We start from the raw sequence: 14,576 nt of genomic DNA on the forward strand, positions 1-14,576 counted from the left end.
TAAGCACCACGTGGTGGCCTTCAGCAGCAACTACACGCTGTACGGCGACCTGTCGGCCCGGTGCATGCGGTTGATCGGCCAATGGGTGCCGCCGGAAGACCAGGAGGTGTACTCGATCGACGAGACCTTCCTCGACTTCACCCACCAGCCGCGGCTGGACATGACCACCACCGGCCAGGCCATCCGCGAGCGCGTGCGCCAGTGGACCGGCTTGCCGGTGTGCGTAGGCATCGGCGAAACCAAGACGCTGGCCAAGCTGGCCAACCACGTCGCGAAGCGCCGACCTGAGTGGAACAGCGTGTGCGACTTCACCGCGGCCGCGCCGGCGACGCGCGACGCGCTGATGGGCGACATCGCGGTGACCGAGGTGTGGGGCGTCGGCCACCGCGTCGGCCGGAGGCTGGGTGAACAGGGTGTGCTCACGGTGGCGCAGCTGCGCGCCGCCGACCCCAAGCGGATCCACGAGCAGTTCGGCGTGGTGATGGAGCGCACGGTGCGCGAGCTGCGCGGCGAGCCGTGCCTTGGCCTGGACCAGCCGGAGCCGAAACAGCAGATCGTGGCCAGCCGCAGCTTCGGAGCGCCGGTGTACGGCGTGGACGAGCTGGCCGAGTCGGTGCGGGAGTTCATGGCCCGCGCGGTGCGCAAGCTGCGCCTGCAGGGTGGCGTCGCCGGCGCCGTCGGCGTGTGGATCGAGACCAACCGGTTCCGCCCGCAGGACGCGCAGTACTACCCCAGCGCCACGGTGGCTCTGCCGGTGCATACCGATGACGTCGCCGCGCTCACCTATGCCGCCCAACGCGTGCTTCGCACAATCTACCGGCGCGGCTATCGGTACGTGAAATCGGGCGTGATGCTGCTGGACCTGCGCGACAAGACCGTGGAGCAGGGTGACCTGTTCGACGGCCTGCCGTCACCCGCGACGGCGCCGCGAGAGCGCCTGCTAGACGTGCTCGATCGCGCGAATGCGCGCTGGGGCCGCGGCACCATTGGCCTGGGCAATGCCGGAATGCAGGGCGTCCGCCGCTGGGCCATGCACCGCGGCAACCTAACGCCGGCCTACAGCACGCGGTGGAGCGAACTGCGCGAGGTGCGGTAGTGCCCTCCGTACCGTCCATGCCGCTGTCAGCGGCCCGTACCGCTCAAGCTGGCCATGACCACCAGACGGTGACGCTCTGGCTCTAATCGGGGCGCCACGGAGTTCCTGTGCGGTCCTGGTGCCTCGACCTCCACCCCGCCGAATCCTTTTCACGCCAAACCCGCTTTTTGGGTGTTTCGGTGAACCTCGACCGACCGCCGAAGGCGCGAGGTGCAACGGTGTGCGGCCGTGCGCTCGCCGGCATTGCCGGCGAATAGCGCCGGCCAGACAGAGCGAAGCGAAGGCCGATCGCTTTACAGCTCTTGGTTTTTAGATAGCTCTTGGAATAGGACGACACTTAACCCGGTATCGACACGACACTTAAGGCTTCCTGCTCACCAGGTGCCGCAGGGGTTATCCACAAGGATCTGCCGCCAGGTGATCGTTTCGCCCGGCAGGCTGGTTCCAAACTCTCGGGATTCGAGCTCGTCGCGCGATGAAACAGGCTATTTGTCAGGCCGGAGGCATGCCGATGGCCCGGCTGGCCGGAATCAGGGAATTTTGCGAGGACCGCCGGCGGAACTACCCGCGCCAGCGCTTCATGTAGCTGTCGATCGAGCGTTGCAGCGCCTCGCCCGTGAGGCCCATTTCGCGTGCTCGGGCCTCGTAGGCCGCGGCGGCCGCCTTGGCCGCAGGCGTGCCGCTGTGCGACGCCGGGGGCGCTGCCTTGGGGGTGTTGCCCTGGGCACGATGCTTGCCTTGCCGGCGCGCGATGTTGGCCAAGATGGCCTGCATCTTCTGCAGGACGGTTTCCTTGTCCCGTGCCTTACGCACCTTCACCACCAGGTCGAACAGCCGCACCACCTTCCAGAACCGGTCGGTGAGCGCCTTCACTGCCGGCAGGTTGAGGATGTCGCCATTGTCCAGTCGGGTGGATTGCTGGGTGACCTCGATCAACCCGAGTGCTGCAAGACGCTTGGCGGCGCGCTCCGTGCGCGCCTGGCTGACTTCGCCGGGGATCACGCCACCGAAGGCAACCTTTGTCACTTGGGCGAAGGCGAGCGGTGCGAGCCAGCGCGAACCGTTGGGCATCGGCGTGGGGGATTCCGCCACCGCAATGTTCGTCTGCAGGTCGGCCTTGGCCACCACGGCGGCAAGCACGCTGCACATGTTGGTCAGCAGGTCGCTACGCACTCCGCGTTGCCGCTCGCCGCCCCTTAGCAGCGGGGTGGATTTCAGCAGCGCACCAAGTGCCCCCCTGCCCCGCCTGGCGTGCTCGATGGCATTCACCGCATGGGCGATGACGGTCGGCACCTTGACCCCAGTGGGCAAGGCGAACGCGATGGCGTGGTGGGGTGATCCCGCCGCGGGGCGTGGGCTGGTGGCTAAGGCCATCCCCCCGCCTTCGGGGCGGGGCTGGGGTGAAGCATGTCCTCGTCCTCTCCTGGCCGGCCTTTTTCAGGCCGAGTTGCACCGCCGGGAGGAACTGGCTACAGTTTGCTCATCTCACCGAGCCGGCTGTAGTTGTTGTTCCTTCCGGTTCCTACAAAACCCTCGTCTGCCAGGACGGGGGTTTCGTTTTTCTAGCCCTGGCGTCGACGCGGCCCGCCACGGGTTTCAAACAATGCACGCTGGGCAAGAACCGGCAGGTTCGAGAGATCCACCGAGATCCGCCCCACGCCCAAGCTTCGCAGGTATTTCGCCGCGGTGTCGATCCGGGCGAACGTGCGTGCCCCTCCACGATCCGCGCGAAGCAACCGATCAGTCATCCCTGCCCTGACCTTGGCCACAAAGCCTTGCTCTGTGGCCAAGACCTCCACCTCGCGGAGCTGTTGAGACGAAGCCAGGACGCGCACGGTTTCGGCGCTCACAAGCGAGTCATCAGTACGCGATGGCGCAACCCTATTCATGCTTACGCATATTGCGTGTTTTGCGTATGCGTGTCCATAGGGTCGCGGCCTTCAATACGACATAACGTCAGATTGCGCGCACTCCCGCGACGTACCTGTCCCGTGCCCAACGCGAACCCCGAGTCACTTGCGACTCCGGGGTATTAGGGTTAGCCTAACTAACGAACGCGATCAGTCGGCTCGGCGTTCGTCCGCCCGCAAGGGTCCGCACCAAGCGTGGGATACCCAAGAGATTCCGACTTACGAAGCCCCGCCACTGGTGGGGTTTCGCTTTTTGGGCTCAGTACTTTCCGGGGCCGGGCTTTCGTCCCGCGACGACGCCGCTGACCAGCACGTTGAACCCCACCGGCTGCCGGCGACGTCCCCGAGGTGCCTGATCCAAGGGTGCCGCATAGGCGCTCTGCACGATCAACTGAATGACCGGGTGTCCGCCCTGCTCTTCCACCGACGTCCACCGACGTAGGTCGAAAAAGACCTGGTACTCATGGCCTGCAGGAAGGCCGTCCGGCTCCCCCAGCGTCAGGAAGTTTCTGGCCTTGGCGTGGTAGCACTTCCGCCGATCGAGCGTTCGCACCACGTCGGGAAGGCATTTCGACAACTGATAGCGCACCGGGTCGAAGATGCGCACCTCGCGATCATCCGCATACCGCCAAGCGGGGCCGTCGCCAGCATCAACACCGCGAGTGAACGTGTGCAGGGCGAAGCCCACGCGGATCTCGACATCGAGGGCGGGATACTTGCCTTTGGCCGGCAAGTTCAGCTCGTACCGAAGCGGGTGCAGATGGTGAAGCGGGTACGCCGCGCCATCCGGCCCCCGGTGAGGGCGCCACCGCATCAACCCCGCGGCCCAATGCACAGCCATGTTCAGTCCTCGTCCTTGTCGATCAGCCGGAGATTCGGCCGTCCTTTGCGCGCCGCGCGTTTTGCCTGTTCTTTGGCCTTCTCGGCGCGCTCCTCCAGCATTTCCTTCGCGTAGGGCGTTGCCGCCTTGATCAGACCGCTGAAGTCGTACAGGTTGGTTTGCGTGCCGCGGTGCGGCCCCTTCCGCGGAACACGCTTGATGAAGCCAGAGCGCTCCATCGATGCAATGCGCCGCTGCACTGTGCGAGCGGTGACCCCGATGGACTTGGCAAGCGTGACCTTCGACGGGTGCGGAAGCTCGGCCTCCTTCCACCAGTAGGCCATGAGGTGCAGCAGGATGTTCATGTCGGTCGACGTCAACCCGAGCGCGGCCTGGCGAACCAGTACCGCGTTGGGCAGCAACGTCCACCCGGCCTCCATGAGCGGCTTGCCCCATTTCTTCTCGTTGGTGCGCAGCTCGGGGCTGCTGCTCCCTGGTTTCGTTCCCTGGCTTTTCATCGCCGTGCTCCCCGGCTGTGGTGTGTATGGCCATTTTGGGGAGTGATGCCGCCCGGTCAAACGCCACCCGGAGACGCCAATGTCCCCCCCGAATATATCCTCGGGGTACTTGGCTCACAGGGTCTGCATGGATTGTCCTGGGTGGCGTGGGTCTGCTTTGGGAGGCGCAGGCGTCCATGTCCCCGGGACAAATGTGGCTCCATCCCGGAGACAGAGATTACTACCGGGGAGACGAAAATAACTCCCCGTAACCTTGGCGTGAGTGATACACCGCCGTCATGGGTCGACGACCACAACGAAGGCGTGGCGCAAGGCTTCGGCATCCACCAAGGCATGATGCCGCCGCGCCAAGTGCGCCGGGTTGTTCTGGAAATAAAGCTCCACTTCATCGCGCACGTCGTTGCGCTCGATCAGCACCGGCACGAACGATGGAATTCCTGCCAAGTTCCGCCCCCACTCGCTCATGGCCTGGCCCAACAGAACCTTGTCCCACGGCGAATCGAAGTGGATGCGCGGCGTGTCACTCGCCGCCACGTAGGCCCGCAAAGCTTCTGCCAATGCGCGATCGGGAAGCGCAGCGCCACGATCCAGCAGCGGATACACCACGCTACACACGAATGGCGAAGGGTTCGTCGGCAGCGGGTCGCGCTCCACATACAGCACCCGAGAGCCATCGACGTTGACCAGCGCCAGGCTCACCAGGTCGCGGCTGTCATTCGCCCACTCGGTGTCGAGGAAAAGCAACTCGCTCATGCCCGACTGCCTCGCTCGGGTGCTCAGCCTTCCAGTATGGCGCGGATCGCGGCATCGTCAGTCGGACGCAGCGCCTGGGCGCGACGCTGCGCTGCTTCATAGCCGGCAATGGCTTGTTCGATGTCCTCTGGCGTGCCGGATTTCTTGGCGGCCAGATAGGTCCGGAACAGCCGGCCCGCTTCGGCGTCGAGGTGTTCGCGGGCGCGCTCGAAGTCCACGCCGTAGTTGATGTCCTGTCGATCCATGTGCGTTCCCCCTCAGTAGTCGGCCAAACGGTCTTCCATCTCGTCGTGCGCTTCGTCCGATGTGGCGTAGCCGGCCCCGTTGGCCAGCGGTTCGCCGCCGCGCTCGATGACCCACGACCATTGCCCGCTCGCGGCCTGGTAGACGCGGCCCGTCGTTTCTTCCGGCTCCGGCCAGATCACCCGATCAAACCACGCTTCCGCGAGCCGGCGTTCGTCGCTGCCGTTGCTGTCGGCCGTCTCGGCCAAGTCGGCCATGAAAGCGGCCAACACCTGCGACGGGGTGAGCTGGTGGCCACGACAGAACGCATCGAACTCGGGGGGAACCTGAAGCTGTAGGGGAAGCTGGTTTGCCACGGCGACTCCTTAACGATCGACTCGGTTGTTGAACGGCCACGTCCCAAAGTGGTCGGGCGGAAACACCTCCCGCCACCCGCAAAGCGCGCTGTCGCACTCCACCTCCAGCCCGCCGGGGCAGTCCCGCGAATGCAGGTGCTCTCCCCTGCATCGAGGACAGTGGCCCATTGGTGCGACATTGTGCCAATCCGAGTAGCTGCCCAACTTCGCATGGGCTTCCGTTGTCACCCGTTCTCGGTTCATTGATCGGCCTCCGCCACAAGCTCCGTGGCCACGCCGGCCAGCTCGAAAATCTCTCCCTCGGACAGATGTGAGCTGCCTGCAACCATTGCTGCCATCACCGCTGCGTGTTCTATCACTTGCTGATCGAGCAGCCGATTCAGAAGCACAACCAAGCCCTTCCCTTCGAGACACCGGAGACTTTCGGGCGACTGCTGCGCCCAGCGATCGAGGATACGCCAGCCTCGCGCGTGGAAAGGCTGGCAGCGCACATGCTCTAGGGTCATCGGCGTCAGCAGCTTCGATGCGATCGCCAAGGGCTGATCGTTCGAGGTCAGCATCGCAAAGCCCTCCGGATTACCGGCATGTGCGTCGCTTCAACGCGGAACATCGCCGCCCCAATCGTGACCTCGGCCGCGCCTGCATCGAATTCGTCGATCAGGACGCAGCAGTGTCGCCGCGATGCCTCGATGCACACCACAGCCTGCCCTGCGAGGTCTTGGACGTACCCCATGAGGGTTCGACGGAACGGCCCAGGGGCCAGCACCAGCGAAAGGCCCGGCTGCTTCAGCAGCGGCACGCTGGCTATCTGACCGCGATGGCTGGTTACGACCCGGCCCACCCGAGAGTTGTTCATCACGCGCTCCTTGTTCCTGGCAGGGCCAGTATGAGCGCATCCTTTCCATATTGCAACATTGCAATACTGCAATATTGCCTTGTTGCCATATTGAATTCTGTAAGGCATGCTATGCGTGTAGCCACATAGCCATGTGGCATTCTTACGGCCTTGAGGAGGCACCATGAAAATCGGCGTCGTGAACACCAAGGGCGGGGTTGGCAAGTCGACCATCGCCGTCCACCTGGCAGCCATGCTTGCAGCGCAAGCCCCTACCTTGATGATCGACGGCGACCCCCAAGGGTCGGCCGTGAGCTGGGCCGCGTGGCGGCGTGATGCCAGCCGTTCACCAAACCCAACTACTACGGTGCTCACCGGGAAAGCCGTCTACGACGAAGGCCGGCACCTCACGCCAAACTTCTCCCACACTGTCGTCGATGCTGGTGGCCGTGATTCGGCCAGTCTCCGCGGCGCGCTTCTTCTGGCCGACTTGGCCGTCGTCCCCGTCGGCGCAAGTAACCTCGACGCCGCGGCCATGACCGACCTGCTGGAAATCGCTTCGCTGGCTCAGGACTACAACCGCGACCTCCGCATCCGGGTGCTGCTGATGCGGATCGACCCCAGAACTCGCGATACAGGGGAGATGCTGGAGTACCTCCGCGAGAACAAATTGGATGTATTCGACGCGCGGATCTGCGAGCGCGTGGCCTACCGCCGGGCCATCGGCGAAGGCGCGACGGTTGCCGAGATCGGCCGCGACCCGCTGGCCATCAAAGAAATGCAGGAGCTTTTTGAGGAGATCACCAAGTGAAGCCCAAGCCCACGAACATCGACGAATTCATGCGGGCAGGGGAGACGGCCGCAGCCGAAACCCCAAGCCATACCAAGCCGGCATCACAACCGGCTCCAACGCCGGCGGCCAAGCCCGAACAGCGGATCGTAAAGTCCATCCGGGTGGCGCATTCGATTGATCTGGCCATCAAGCGCTTGGCGTTCGAAGACACGCAGGCTCAGGGGAGGCGCGTCACGGAATCCGACCTGATCGAGTTCGCGCTTCGGCAGTTCCTCGAATCAAGGGATGTTGAGATATAGAAACATTGCAACATTGCAATATGTGTTGCTATGTTTCTTTAATGCGTGTACTATGGCCTCACCTGGTGATAGGAGAGCCCCATGTCCCGCGCGCTGTTCCAGCTCTTGTTCGGCCTTTGGTGCCTGGCGTCCCCGGTTGTTGCCTGGATGCTGTTCGTCATCGATGGGTCGGAAGATCATCTTGTCCGCTTAGCCGCAATATCGGCTGGCGTTGGCTATCTGCTCTTCGGAGCCGCACTGTTCAAACTGGCGAAGTTTGGAACCAAACACTTCCTTCCTCGTATCGAGGTCATGAAGCGTGAAGGCTTTACCCCCGATTGCGAGCTAGTGGTTCCGTGGAGCTACGCTGGGTTCTCGCGTCCGCAGGGAAGGGCGGTGTTCCTCAAATCCAACGAAAAGCAACCTTACGAGTTCGCGATCAGCGAACTGGTAGGTGCCACTCGAGTGCAACGTCACGTCGATAGCTTCATCGACATTCGCACTCATCGACTTGAGCAACCGCTGATTTCGCTCATGGTTCCTCCGCGGGAAGCCGATCTCTGGCTGGCCAAGATTCAGATCGTCCTCAACCAACCAAATGCCTGAAGCCACCTCTCTTGCGAGAGGCGGCTTCAGGCACACGGCGCAAGCAACGCTCATGTGTGCTTCTTTTCGGCGGCGCTGTACCGCGCTATGCGGTCATCCATCCTAGCCATCACTTCGTCGTGTGGAACGCTCGAACGTGGGTCCAGCACGGACTGCTGAATCTCTACCGCTAGCCGTCCCGAGCATATGGAAGCCGAGGCTGCCTCGCGCCTCACGTCTGCCAAACCACGGTTGCCGTGAGTTTCGCTCTTGCCGTTCGGTCCATTTCTTTTAGGGCTGCGCGCCATTTTCACTACCTGCTAGCTTTGGTTCTTTGTTCCTTCCAGCTCGATCCGAACCGCGGCCATGCGTGGACCCGGCTTTTTCTCGACCCGCATCAAACCCGTGGCGAGCCTGCTGATTCGTGTCCGTGCCGAGCTGCATCGGCGTCGCGCCACCGAGCCAGGCAATAACGCGATCCGGCACAAGCAAGATCAGGTTGAAGCTGCTATGTACGAGCGTGAGGCTGAGTTGGACGAAGATCCAGTAGAAAGCCAAGATCGAGAAAACGCCCGTGATCGAGTCGAACTGTGCATTGGCAACGGCCACTGAGAAGCCTTCGGCCAGGAATGTTCCCGCAGCCACCATGATGACGCCGCCGGCGAAGAACCCGGCCACCATCAGCAGGGGACGAGTGATCATGTTGAGCAGATAGAAATATCCGTGTAGCGCTCTCCCGCCGACCCCTTCGCCATCCGACAACAGATGGGCAATAGCCCAAAGGCTCGCCGCGATGACACCCTCGGCTACCGCGACCAGCCAGTTGACCACGCCGCCGAACCAAGTAATGAACGGCACCATCGGGATATACACCGAGAGGGTCAGGCCAAACAGGAACAGCGCGCCGATCACGATCATCAGGTAGGGGTAGATGACTTTCAGCGCGCCTGAGTACGCGTCACCAAGCCCCGTTACGAGGTTGCCGACTCGAGCTGCAAGTCCAATCCATGAAAACCCACTCTTCATCTGATTGACGACTTCGAGCCCGACCACTACGCCGAGCGCCGCCTCCGCGGCTCCGATGGTGTAGTCACCCATGTTCTTCAACTGAATGAGCGGATTCACCTGGCCACGTTCGGTTGACCCATAGCCCCAATGGGTCATTGCTCCAAGAAACTTCTGACCTGGCGCGAACACGGACGCGAACAGGGCGCTGGCCGTACCTCCGGCCGAATTCGCGGCACGCGGCCCCGAAGGACTCTGTCCCTGCGGCGTTGCGGCGGTGGAGTTCGCTTCCTGCGCGTGGAATGCAGACAACGCGGTCTGCCAGACGTCCGATGGCCCCGAAGCGCCCATCAACGACGGAGCTTGCACCACGGCTTGGGAAGAAATCGCATCACTCAGCTTGGTGTTGGCCACGGCAAAGGTCTGGTACCACGACCCGAGCATCCACCAGCCTTCGGTCTTGAGGTTATCCACTACCTTGGTCGACAACGCCCGCATGTCCCCCTGCATCTCGCCAACTTGAGCTTGCACGGTGTTTTCGTAGGCGGAAGCCGCTGACTGAATTGCGACTTCGGGATCAGGAACGGCGCTGTTCTGGCCATGCTGCCGCTGAATGATCGCCTGCACGTAGGCTTTGGCGGCAGGGTCTAGCGTCTGCTGCATGGCGATCAACGCACTCTTGTGCGCCTGGTACACCTTCGACACATCGAACGAAGCCAAGTTCGTCAGGTTGGTGGAGACCTGTTGCGGCTGAAGCTTCGTTGCGTCGATCGTCGCCCCACCGCAGGAATAGGTGTGATGTGCATCGGTGAGAACGAACCCCGAGCCGTCCGGCAATGCGACCTGGCTGACGTACTCCGAGGGATCGACCAGGCCGCCAGCGTTTCCGGCCGACGCCAAGCCGTAGTTGATGCCGTGCATGCACAAGTCGGCTTCGAAGAGTTGCCGCGCAGTCGCAGAGCTCTGTGGAAGAACCGGCGTCGCCACCAACGGAGTGCCGTTCTGAAGCGCAGTGGCTGCCGCGTCCACAACCAGGTTGGCAGAACCGATACCCATCACCGACGCGGCCCACAGCATCACCAACTGGGCCATCGACCAGCCGTTAGCAGTAGGAATGACAGCCGAAAGTCCCCACACCATGCGCAGCGGCCCCCATAGGTGACCACCGGCCTGATCGAAGACGGTCCCCTGCCTGGCCGTGTTGGCCACTCGGCGAAAGACGCCCCAGCCAAGCAATACACCGGCGATCGACAGCAGCGCGAAATTTAGGCGTGTGAACACGACGGCAAGCAGCGTTTCCCCACCGCCGGAACCATCACTGACCGCCAAGGGATTGTTGACCACAGGGCCAAAGATCGTGACCAGCGCTTTCCGGCTTTGATCGTCCGGCCGCTTGGCCGCCTCGGCGACGGCGCCCATACCGCTATTGCCGCCGTCGGGGGCGGCTTGTGCCATCACTGCCGAAGGCGCGACCGTGAGCAGAAGGAAGACCGCGAGCAGTGCTCGGGACATGATCCGTCCAGTCATCATGCATCCCCCTCGTAACCGGCGCCGATCTCGAAGCTAAGCGTTGTGAACCAAGAAGAGCTGCGCCCCAGGACCGTCCTCAACGTCGTCAGGCGCGCCTCGATGCCCAGCGCAAGCGTCAACCCAAGGCCAGCACAGGCAATCGCCGAATGAACGCCAGAGAGCCCCTTGATCGCTAGGGTCAAACCAACCAGCGCCCCCGTCAGCATCACAGCGAGTCCGAGCCGCTTCGCCCAAAGCCAGCACCGGTAATGCCGCATGGGCGGTGTAAGGCCATAACCCAGCTCAAGACGCGCGGCACCTCGCCACGCACCAGGATCACACTTGAAGCTCTGCAGGTCAGCGAGCTGGCCAGCTTCGAACGAACCGCGAAGCTGCCATAGCCGAAACTCGGCCAGCCAAGCCAGTTCTGCGCAGAGGCCACCACCCACCAGCATGGTGACCAGACCGCCGTAAGCACCCAAGGCCAAGCCGTAGGCCCCGAAGGCCGCGAAGATACAGCCCATCAATACAGCCACACGCTTGCGAGCGAGAAAGCGTAGGTACTGACCCAACCACGCCGCTCGATCGCTCTTCAACCTGGCCAGCCGAATTTCGAACGGAAGTTCGCCGTTGCACTCGGATACCGCCGGTTTCTTCAACAACCGACCTACTTCGCGGGCCATATCCTTGATGCGACCGGCTGATTCGACCGTGCGCACGCTTTCCTCGCGCAGCAGTTGCACGGTACGGCGCATCGGACGCCAACTCGGCACCAGAACGTCGCGTGCCAAGCGCGCCGCAGCCTTGCCACGCGACGGTTGAGGGTTAGCGGCCATGATTGCCTCCCTGCGACAGGATGCATGCACCGAGTTCAAGATCCGCGAGCCCGGCAGACCGTAGGCCAAGTGCAGGCCGCAGCCGTACAAGATGCTGTTCCATGATCACGCCAAGAATGATGGCCAGCCAGAGCACGGCTCCCATCACGGTCATCGTGTCCGGGTTTCGCAGTGCGTGCACGATCACGCCGACCATGACGACTTGTGAGCAGCGTTTCGCCCAAAGCCACGATCGATAACGGCGCTGTTCTACCGAGAGGCCAAAGCCGGGTTCCAGATCCAGCGGCGAAACTTTGGCTGTGGGCTCCGCCTGGCCATCCTGCAGCCGTTGGAGCTGGACGCTGGCTAACGTCGACGCTTCGCCGGCGAGTACCGCAATCAACAAAGCTGCGGGGATCGCCACGGCATGCCCACTTAGGAGCGCATACGCCATCCCGGCTACACCAGCAACCATCCCAGCGAAGCCAACCAACTGGCGGGCGCGGGCGTTTTGCCAAGCGCCGAAAAATGTTGATTCATGCGTTGATTTCACGATGGCGCCCCTGTCCGAAATGACAAGTGGACATTACGCCGTCCGCATCGTGTACGCAATACAAAACATCAATGTTTTCAATGGGTTGTTTTCCGTATCGTGTACACGTTACGGAAAAATGCCAGTCTCGACGTCACCCATTCTTTGGCCCCACCGGGACGTTGCCAGGCCGCCGTGTCGGTGCCTGCTCTTCGCGAAGCTGCCGCAGCCTCGCAGCGTCGCTGGCGTCCTTGAGCTCGATCGGTAGGTGATGCTGGGCGATCGCCTGCATGGCTGCCTCCCTGAAGGCGGGCGTTCCAGTGAGGGCAAAGCGGTTGCCGAACTTCTCGCGGGCGACCACCAGCATGGCGACGATCTTGTCGGCATCGAGGTCGTTGTCCCTGTCCATCCGCATCACGCGACCATAGTCCGTGAACGCGTCATGGCCACCGACCCGGTAATGCACCGAGCCGTCCCGCATGACGCGGTGGGCGGCCACGCGATCCAGCACCACAAGGTCGCGAGGCGGTACGGTGTCCACTGGCGAGAACCCCGCATGGTCGGTGCGATCCTCCAGCCCATGCAGGTGCTTCGCATGCCTCTTGTCGGCATAGGCCCACCCGCGAAGCTGTGCAACCGCCGCCTCTTCGCCGGCTTCAGCACGCTCGGCCACCCACTCCCGATAGGTGCGGTGACGGTTGGCGGGATCGTCGCGCAACCGCTGCCGCTCCGCTGCCAGCTCGCACCGGAGAGCCGCTCGCTGCTTGGCCGCTTCCAAGGCCGCCAAGCTGTATCGGACCTTCCGCTCTGCGCTCGGTAGCATCGAGCCACGAATCTGCGCGCGAACCTTTTGGTTCTCGCTGACCAGCGCTGCATAGCGCCTTTTCGCCTCTGCTGGATCGAGGCGCTGTGCAACATGCTTCTTTCGGTACACCTGATAGGCACGGCGCAGCGCTTCCCTGGCGGCGGCTCTTTCGGCCCGACGAACCTCCCGCCGGCGAATCTCTTCGCGACGTGCCTGTTCATCAGCAGGCGGAGCATCGTGGCTAGGCAGCTCACCTGCCGGAAGCTCCCGCCCGCGCCGGTAGTTGAATACCGCTCCGTAGGCCAGCGCTGCGTTGGGCGCCTGGTACTCACCGAGTCGCTTGGCCAGCCTTGCTGCGGAAAGCTCTTCATGGACGTCAGAAGCCTTCACGGGGGTGACGTCTTGGCCATGCACATACATGGCCAGTCCGCGGCCCTTGGGGCGCAGCTCCAAGCCATGCTTGGCCAGCTCGCGATGCAGCGTGTCCCAAGAAAGGTCAGGATCTTTCAGGAGGCGCACGACGGTTTTCCGCGGCGCCCCCTGCAGGTAGCGATGGAACGACTCCGTGCCGCTCCACCGCTCCATGTCCCGAGCCTTAGACGGTCGCTTGCCTTGTGCGTGGGCCAACTCGCTGGCCCAAACCACAACCTTCTCACCGTTGTGCTCGGCGACAGCAGTCGGGCCGTTGTCGTGCTTGCGGCCGTAGCGGAGCTCGCATTCGCGCATCGCGCGATCGAGCGCGAAGTAATCGCGGCTGACGTCCTGCACCTTGTAGGTCTCCGGGTGTACCCGGTTCACCATGACGTGGACATGCACGTTGTCAGTGTCGCGGTGGATCGCGGCAACGTACTGATGGTCGGACATCCCCAACCGATCCAGCGCGTGCCGTGCAGCTCCGAATGCCTCGTCGTCGCCGGGCTTCTCGTCGGCCGGCCAGGACACGACGAAGTGATACACCGGGTCTTTCACGCGCCGATTCATTGCCGCCGAGCCGTCCATTTCGGCGGCCGCAGTATCCAAGGCGAGGCAGGAAGTCTCGCAACTCACCGCACCCACGCGTGCCCGACAGGGTCCTTCGTCGTACATCGGCGCCGCCGGCATATCCGCCGCCGCCCAAACGTCTTCGCCGTCGTCCTCTCGCTCCACCAGGTAGCGCAGCAAGGTACGGAATGAACTGCGCCCGTCTCGGCGGTGGTCAGCCACCTTGCCGATCACGGAACCAGCGCCTTTTCCGACCGTCGAACAGCCTCGTGCAGCGCCCGGAAGAGCTCCTCGTATTCCTTCGCCCAAGCGCCAGTGCGACCCCCATGCCGCTGCGCCAGGTGCTTCTGCAGACCGCCCAGTCGACGCAGCTCGTTGATGAGGATGCGGACGTCACGGCCCACGACACGCTTACCCAAGGCCGACGCCCGTACGAACTCCGCGAACGTCGCGCCGGCGAGCGCAGCTCGTTCCTGCACTTCGTCGAGTTCATCGGGCGCCCAGCGGACAGCCATCGACCGGGTTTTCTGACGTGATTCGCTGGTGCTCATCGTGGCGCCTTGGGGCTTGAAGGGTCTCGGGGCGGAGCCCTGAGCAGGGAGGTAGGCAAAGAGTAGGGAGTGAAACGACTGGAACGCGCCGGTTGTGATCCGCCACCTTTAGGTGGCGGTATCACAAACCCTACCCTGTCCCATCTCTCCGCTTCGCTTAGCTTCGAGGCTAGCGCTGAAACATTGACAAC

18 protein-coding genes are annotated in these 14,576 nt (G+C 63.1%); 4 read left to right on the forward strand and 14 right to left on the reverse strand.

Annotated features, from left to right (window positions below; translation table 11 throughout):
• Positions 1-1,096 (forward strand): Y-family DNA polymerase (locus tag VF436_RS19830; RefSeq protein WP_330905781.1); only part of this gene is annotated, 1,096 nt, incomplete at its 5' end.
• Between the two features lie 561 nt (positions 1,097-1,657).
• On the opposite strand, the gene VF436_RS19835 is transcribed toward VF436_RS19830, so the two are convergent.
• From VF436_RS19835 to VF436_RS19875, 9 genes are all read right to left on the reverse strand, one after another.
• The gene (locus VF436_RS19835; RefSeq protein ID WP_330905782.1) at positions 1,658-2,470 is read right to left on the reverse strand and encodes a hypothetical protein; all 813 of its coding nucleotides are present in this window, start codon (positions 2,468-2,470) and stop codon (positions 1,658-1,660) included.
• Positions 2,471-2,658: 188 nt separating this feature from the next.
• Positions 2,659-2,946 carry a hypothetical protein gene (locus VF436_RS19840; protein ID WP_330905783.1) on the reverse strand — a complete coding sequence of 96 codons (288 nt, stop codon included), beginning with the start codon at positions 2,944-2,946 and terminating at the stop codon, positions 2,659-2,661.
• Positions 2,947-3,265: 319 nt separating this feature from the next.
• Complete coding sequence (locus VF436_RS19845) at positions 3,266-3,847, reverse strand: hypothetical protein (RefSeq protein ID WP_330905784.1); 582 nt, start codon at positions 3,845-3,847, stop codon at positions 3,266-3,268.
• A gap of 2 nt (positions 3,848-3,849) precedes the next feature.
• Positions 3,850-4,344 carry a helix-turn-helix domain-containing protein gene (locus VF436_RS19850; RefSeq protein WP_330905785.1) on the reverse strand — a complete coding sequence of 165 codons (495 nt, stop codon included), beginning with the start codon at positions 4,342-4,344 and terminating at the stop codon, positions 3,850-3,852.
• Positions 4,345-4,620: 276 nt separating this feature from the next.
• Positions 4,621-5,097 carry a hypothetical protein gene (locus VF436_RS19855; protein WP_330905786.1) on the reverse strand — a complete coding sequence of 159 codons (477 nt, stop codon included), beginning with the start codon at positions 5,095-5,097 and terminating at the stop codon, positions 4,621-4,623.
• Positions 5,098-5,120: 23 nt separating this feature from the next.
• Positions 5,121-5,342 carry a hypothetical protein gene (locus tag VF436_RS19860; protein ID WP_330905787.1) on the reverse strand — a complete coding sequence of 74 codons (222 nt, stop codon included), beginning with the start codon at positions 5,340-5,342 and terminating at the stop codon, positions 5,121-5,123.
• A 12-nt stretch (positions 5,343-5,354) separates the two neighbouring features.
• On the reverse strand, positions 5,355-5,696 hold the full coding sequence (locus VF436_RS19865; RefSeq protein ID WP_330905788.1) for a hypothetical protein: 342 nt from the start codon (positions 5,694-5,696) through the stop codon (positions 5,355-5,357).
• A 239-nt stretch (positions 5,697-5,935) separates the two neighbouring features.
• A complete protein-coding gene (locus VF436_RS19870) occupies positions 5,936-6,256 on the reverse strand; it encodes a hypothetical protein (RefSeq protein ID WP_330905789.1) in 321 nt (106 codons plus the stop codon).
• Complete coding sequence (locus VF436_RS19875) at positions 6,250-6,552, reverse strand: hypothetical protein (protein ID WP_330905790.1); 303 nt, start codon at positions 6,550-6,552, stop codon at positions 6,250-6,252. The genes VF436_RS19870 and VF436_RS19875 overlap by 7 nt, the downstream gene beginning before the upstream one ends.
• A gap of 163 nt (positions 6,553-6,715) precedes the next feature.
• Here VF436_RS19875 and VF436_RS19880 point away from each other — a divergent pair, with 163 nt between their 5' ends.
• From VF436_RS19880 to VF436_RS19890, 3 genes are all read left to right on the forward strand, one after another.
• Entirely contained in the window at positions 6,716-7,342 is a 627-nt protein-coding gene (locus VF436_RS19880; protein WP_330905791.1) for a ParA family protein, read from the forward strand.
• A complete protein-coding gene (locus tag VF436_RS19885) occupies positions 7,339-7,623 on the forward strand; it encodes a hypothetical protein (protein WP_330905792.1) in 285 nt (94 codons plus the stop codon). The genes VF436_RS19880 and VF436_RS19885 overlap by 4 nt, the downstream gene beginning before the upstream one ends.
• An 81-nt stretch (positions 7,624-7,704) precedes the next feature.
• Positions 7,705-8,208 (forward strand): hypothetical protein, encoded by a 504-nt coding sequence (locus VF436_RS19890; RefSeq protein WP_330905793.1) that lies wholly within the window; start codon positions 7,705-7,707, stop codon positions 8,206-8,208.
• A gap of 270 nt (positions 8,209-8,478) precedes the next feature.
• Here VF436_RS19890 and VF436_RS19895 read toward each other — a convergent pair whose 3' ends face one another.
• The 5 genes from VF436_RS19895 to VF436_RS19915 form a co-directional block, all read right to left on the reverse strand.
• Positions 8,479-10,704 (reverse strand): DotA/TraY family protein, encoded by a 2,226-nt coding sequence (locus tag VF436_RS19895; protein WP_330905794.1) that lies wholly within the window; start codon positions 10,702-10,704, stop codon positions 8,479-8,481.
• 14 nt (positions 10,705-10,718) lie between these two features.
• The gene (locus VF436_RS19900) at positions 10,719-11,537 is read right to left on the reverse strand and encodes a hypothetical protein (RefSeq protein ID WP_330905795.1); all 819 of its coding nucleotides are present in this window, start codon (positions 11,535-11,537) and stop codon (positions 10,719-10,721) included.
• Complete coding sequence (locus tag VF436_RS19905; RefSeq protein WP_330905796.1) at positions 11,527-12,069, reverse strand: hypothetical protein; 543 nt, start codon at positions 12,067-12,069, stop codon at positions 11,527-11,529. The genes VF436_RS19900 and VF436_RS19905 overlap by 11 nt, the downstream gene beginning before the upstream one ends.
• Before the next feature lie 133 nt (positions 12,070-12,202).
• Positions 12,203-14,068 (reverse strand): TraI/MobA(P) family conjugative relaxase, encoded by a 1,866-nt coding sequence (gene traI / locus VF436_RS19910; RefSeq protein ID WP_330905797.1) that lies wholly within the window; start codon positions 14,066-14,068, stop codon positions 12,203-12,205.
• On the reverse strand, positions 14,065-14,385 hold the full coding sequence (locus VF436_RS19915) for a plasmid mobilization protein (RefSeq protein ID WP_330905798.1): 321 nt from the start codon (positions 14,383-14,385) through the stop codon (positions 14,065-14,067). The genes traI and VF436_RS19915 overlap by 4 nt, the downstream gene beginning before the upstream one ends.
• Positions 14,386-14,576: the final 191 nt, after the last annotated feature.

The sequence above is a fragment of the Dyella sp. genome (assembly GCF_036384435.1).
Lineage (GTDB): Bacteria > Pseudomonadota > Gammaproteobacteria > Xanthomonadales > Rhodanobacteraceae > GSA-30.

What these genes read in the sequence shown, in the direction of transcription:
- VF436_RS19835 (WP_330905782.1), bottom strand. Translation starts at nt 2,470, where the DNA reads ATGGCCTTAGCCACCAGCCCACGCCCCGCGGCGGGATCACCCCACCAC.
- VF436_RS19845 (WP_330905784.1), bottom strand. Translation starts at nt 3,847, where the DNA reads ATGGCTGTGCATTGGGCCGCGGGGTTGATGCGGTGGCGCCCTCACCGG.
- VF436_RS19850 (WP_330905785.1), bottom strand. Translation starts at nt 4,344, where the DNA reads ATGAAAAGCCAGGGAACGAAACCAGGGAGCAGCAGCCCCGAGCTGCGC.
- VF436_RS19855 (WP_330905786.1), bottom strand. Translation starts at nt 5,097, where the DNA reads ATGAGCGAGTTGCTTTTCCTCGACACCGAGTGGGCGAATGACAGCCGC.
- VF436_RS19860 (WP_330905787.1), bottom strand. Translation starts at nt 5,342, where the DNA reads ATGGATCGACAGGACATCAACTACGGCGTGGACTTCGAGCGCGCCCGC.
- VF436_RS19870 (WP_330905789.1), bottom strand. Translation starts at nt 6,256, where the DNA reads ATGCTGACCTCGAACGATCAGCCCTTGGCGATCGCATCGAAGCTGCTG.
- VF436_RS19875 (WP_330905790.1), bottom strand. Translation starts at nt 6,552, where the DNA reads ATGAACAACTCTCGGGTGGGCCGGGTCGTAACCAGCCATCGCGGTCAG.
- VF436_RS19880 (WP_330905791.1), top strand. Translation starts at nt 6,716, where the DNA reads ATGAAAATCGGCGTCGTGAACACCAAGGGCGGGGTTGGCAAGTCGACC.
- VF436_RS19890 (WP_330905793.1), top strand. Translation starts at nt 7,705, where the DNA reads ATGTCCCGCGCGCTGTTCCAGCTCTTGTTCGGCCTTTGGTGCCTGGCG.
- VF436_RS19895 (WP_330905794.1), bottom strand. Translation starts at nt 10,704, where the DNA reads ATGTCCCGAGCACTGCTCGCGGTCTTCCTTCTGCTCACGGTCGCGCCT.
- VF436_RS19900 (WP_330905795.1), bottom strand. Translation starts at nt 11,537, where the DNA reads ATGGCCGCTAACCCTCAACCGTCGCGTGGCAAGGCTGCGGCGCGCTTG.
- VF436_RS19915 (WP_330905798.1), bottom strand. Translation starts at nt 14,385, where the DNA reads ATGAGCACCAGCGAATCACGTCAGAAAACCCGGTCGATGGCTGTCCGC.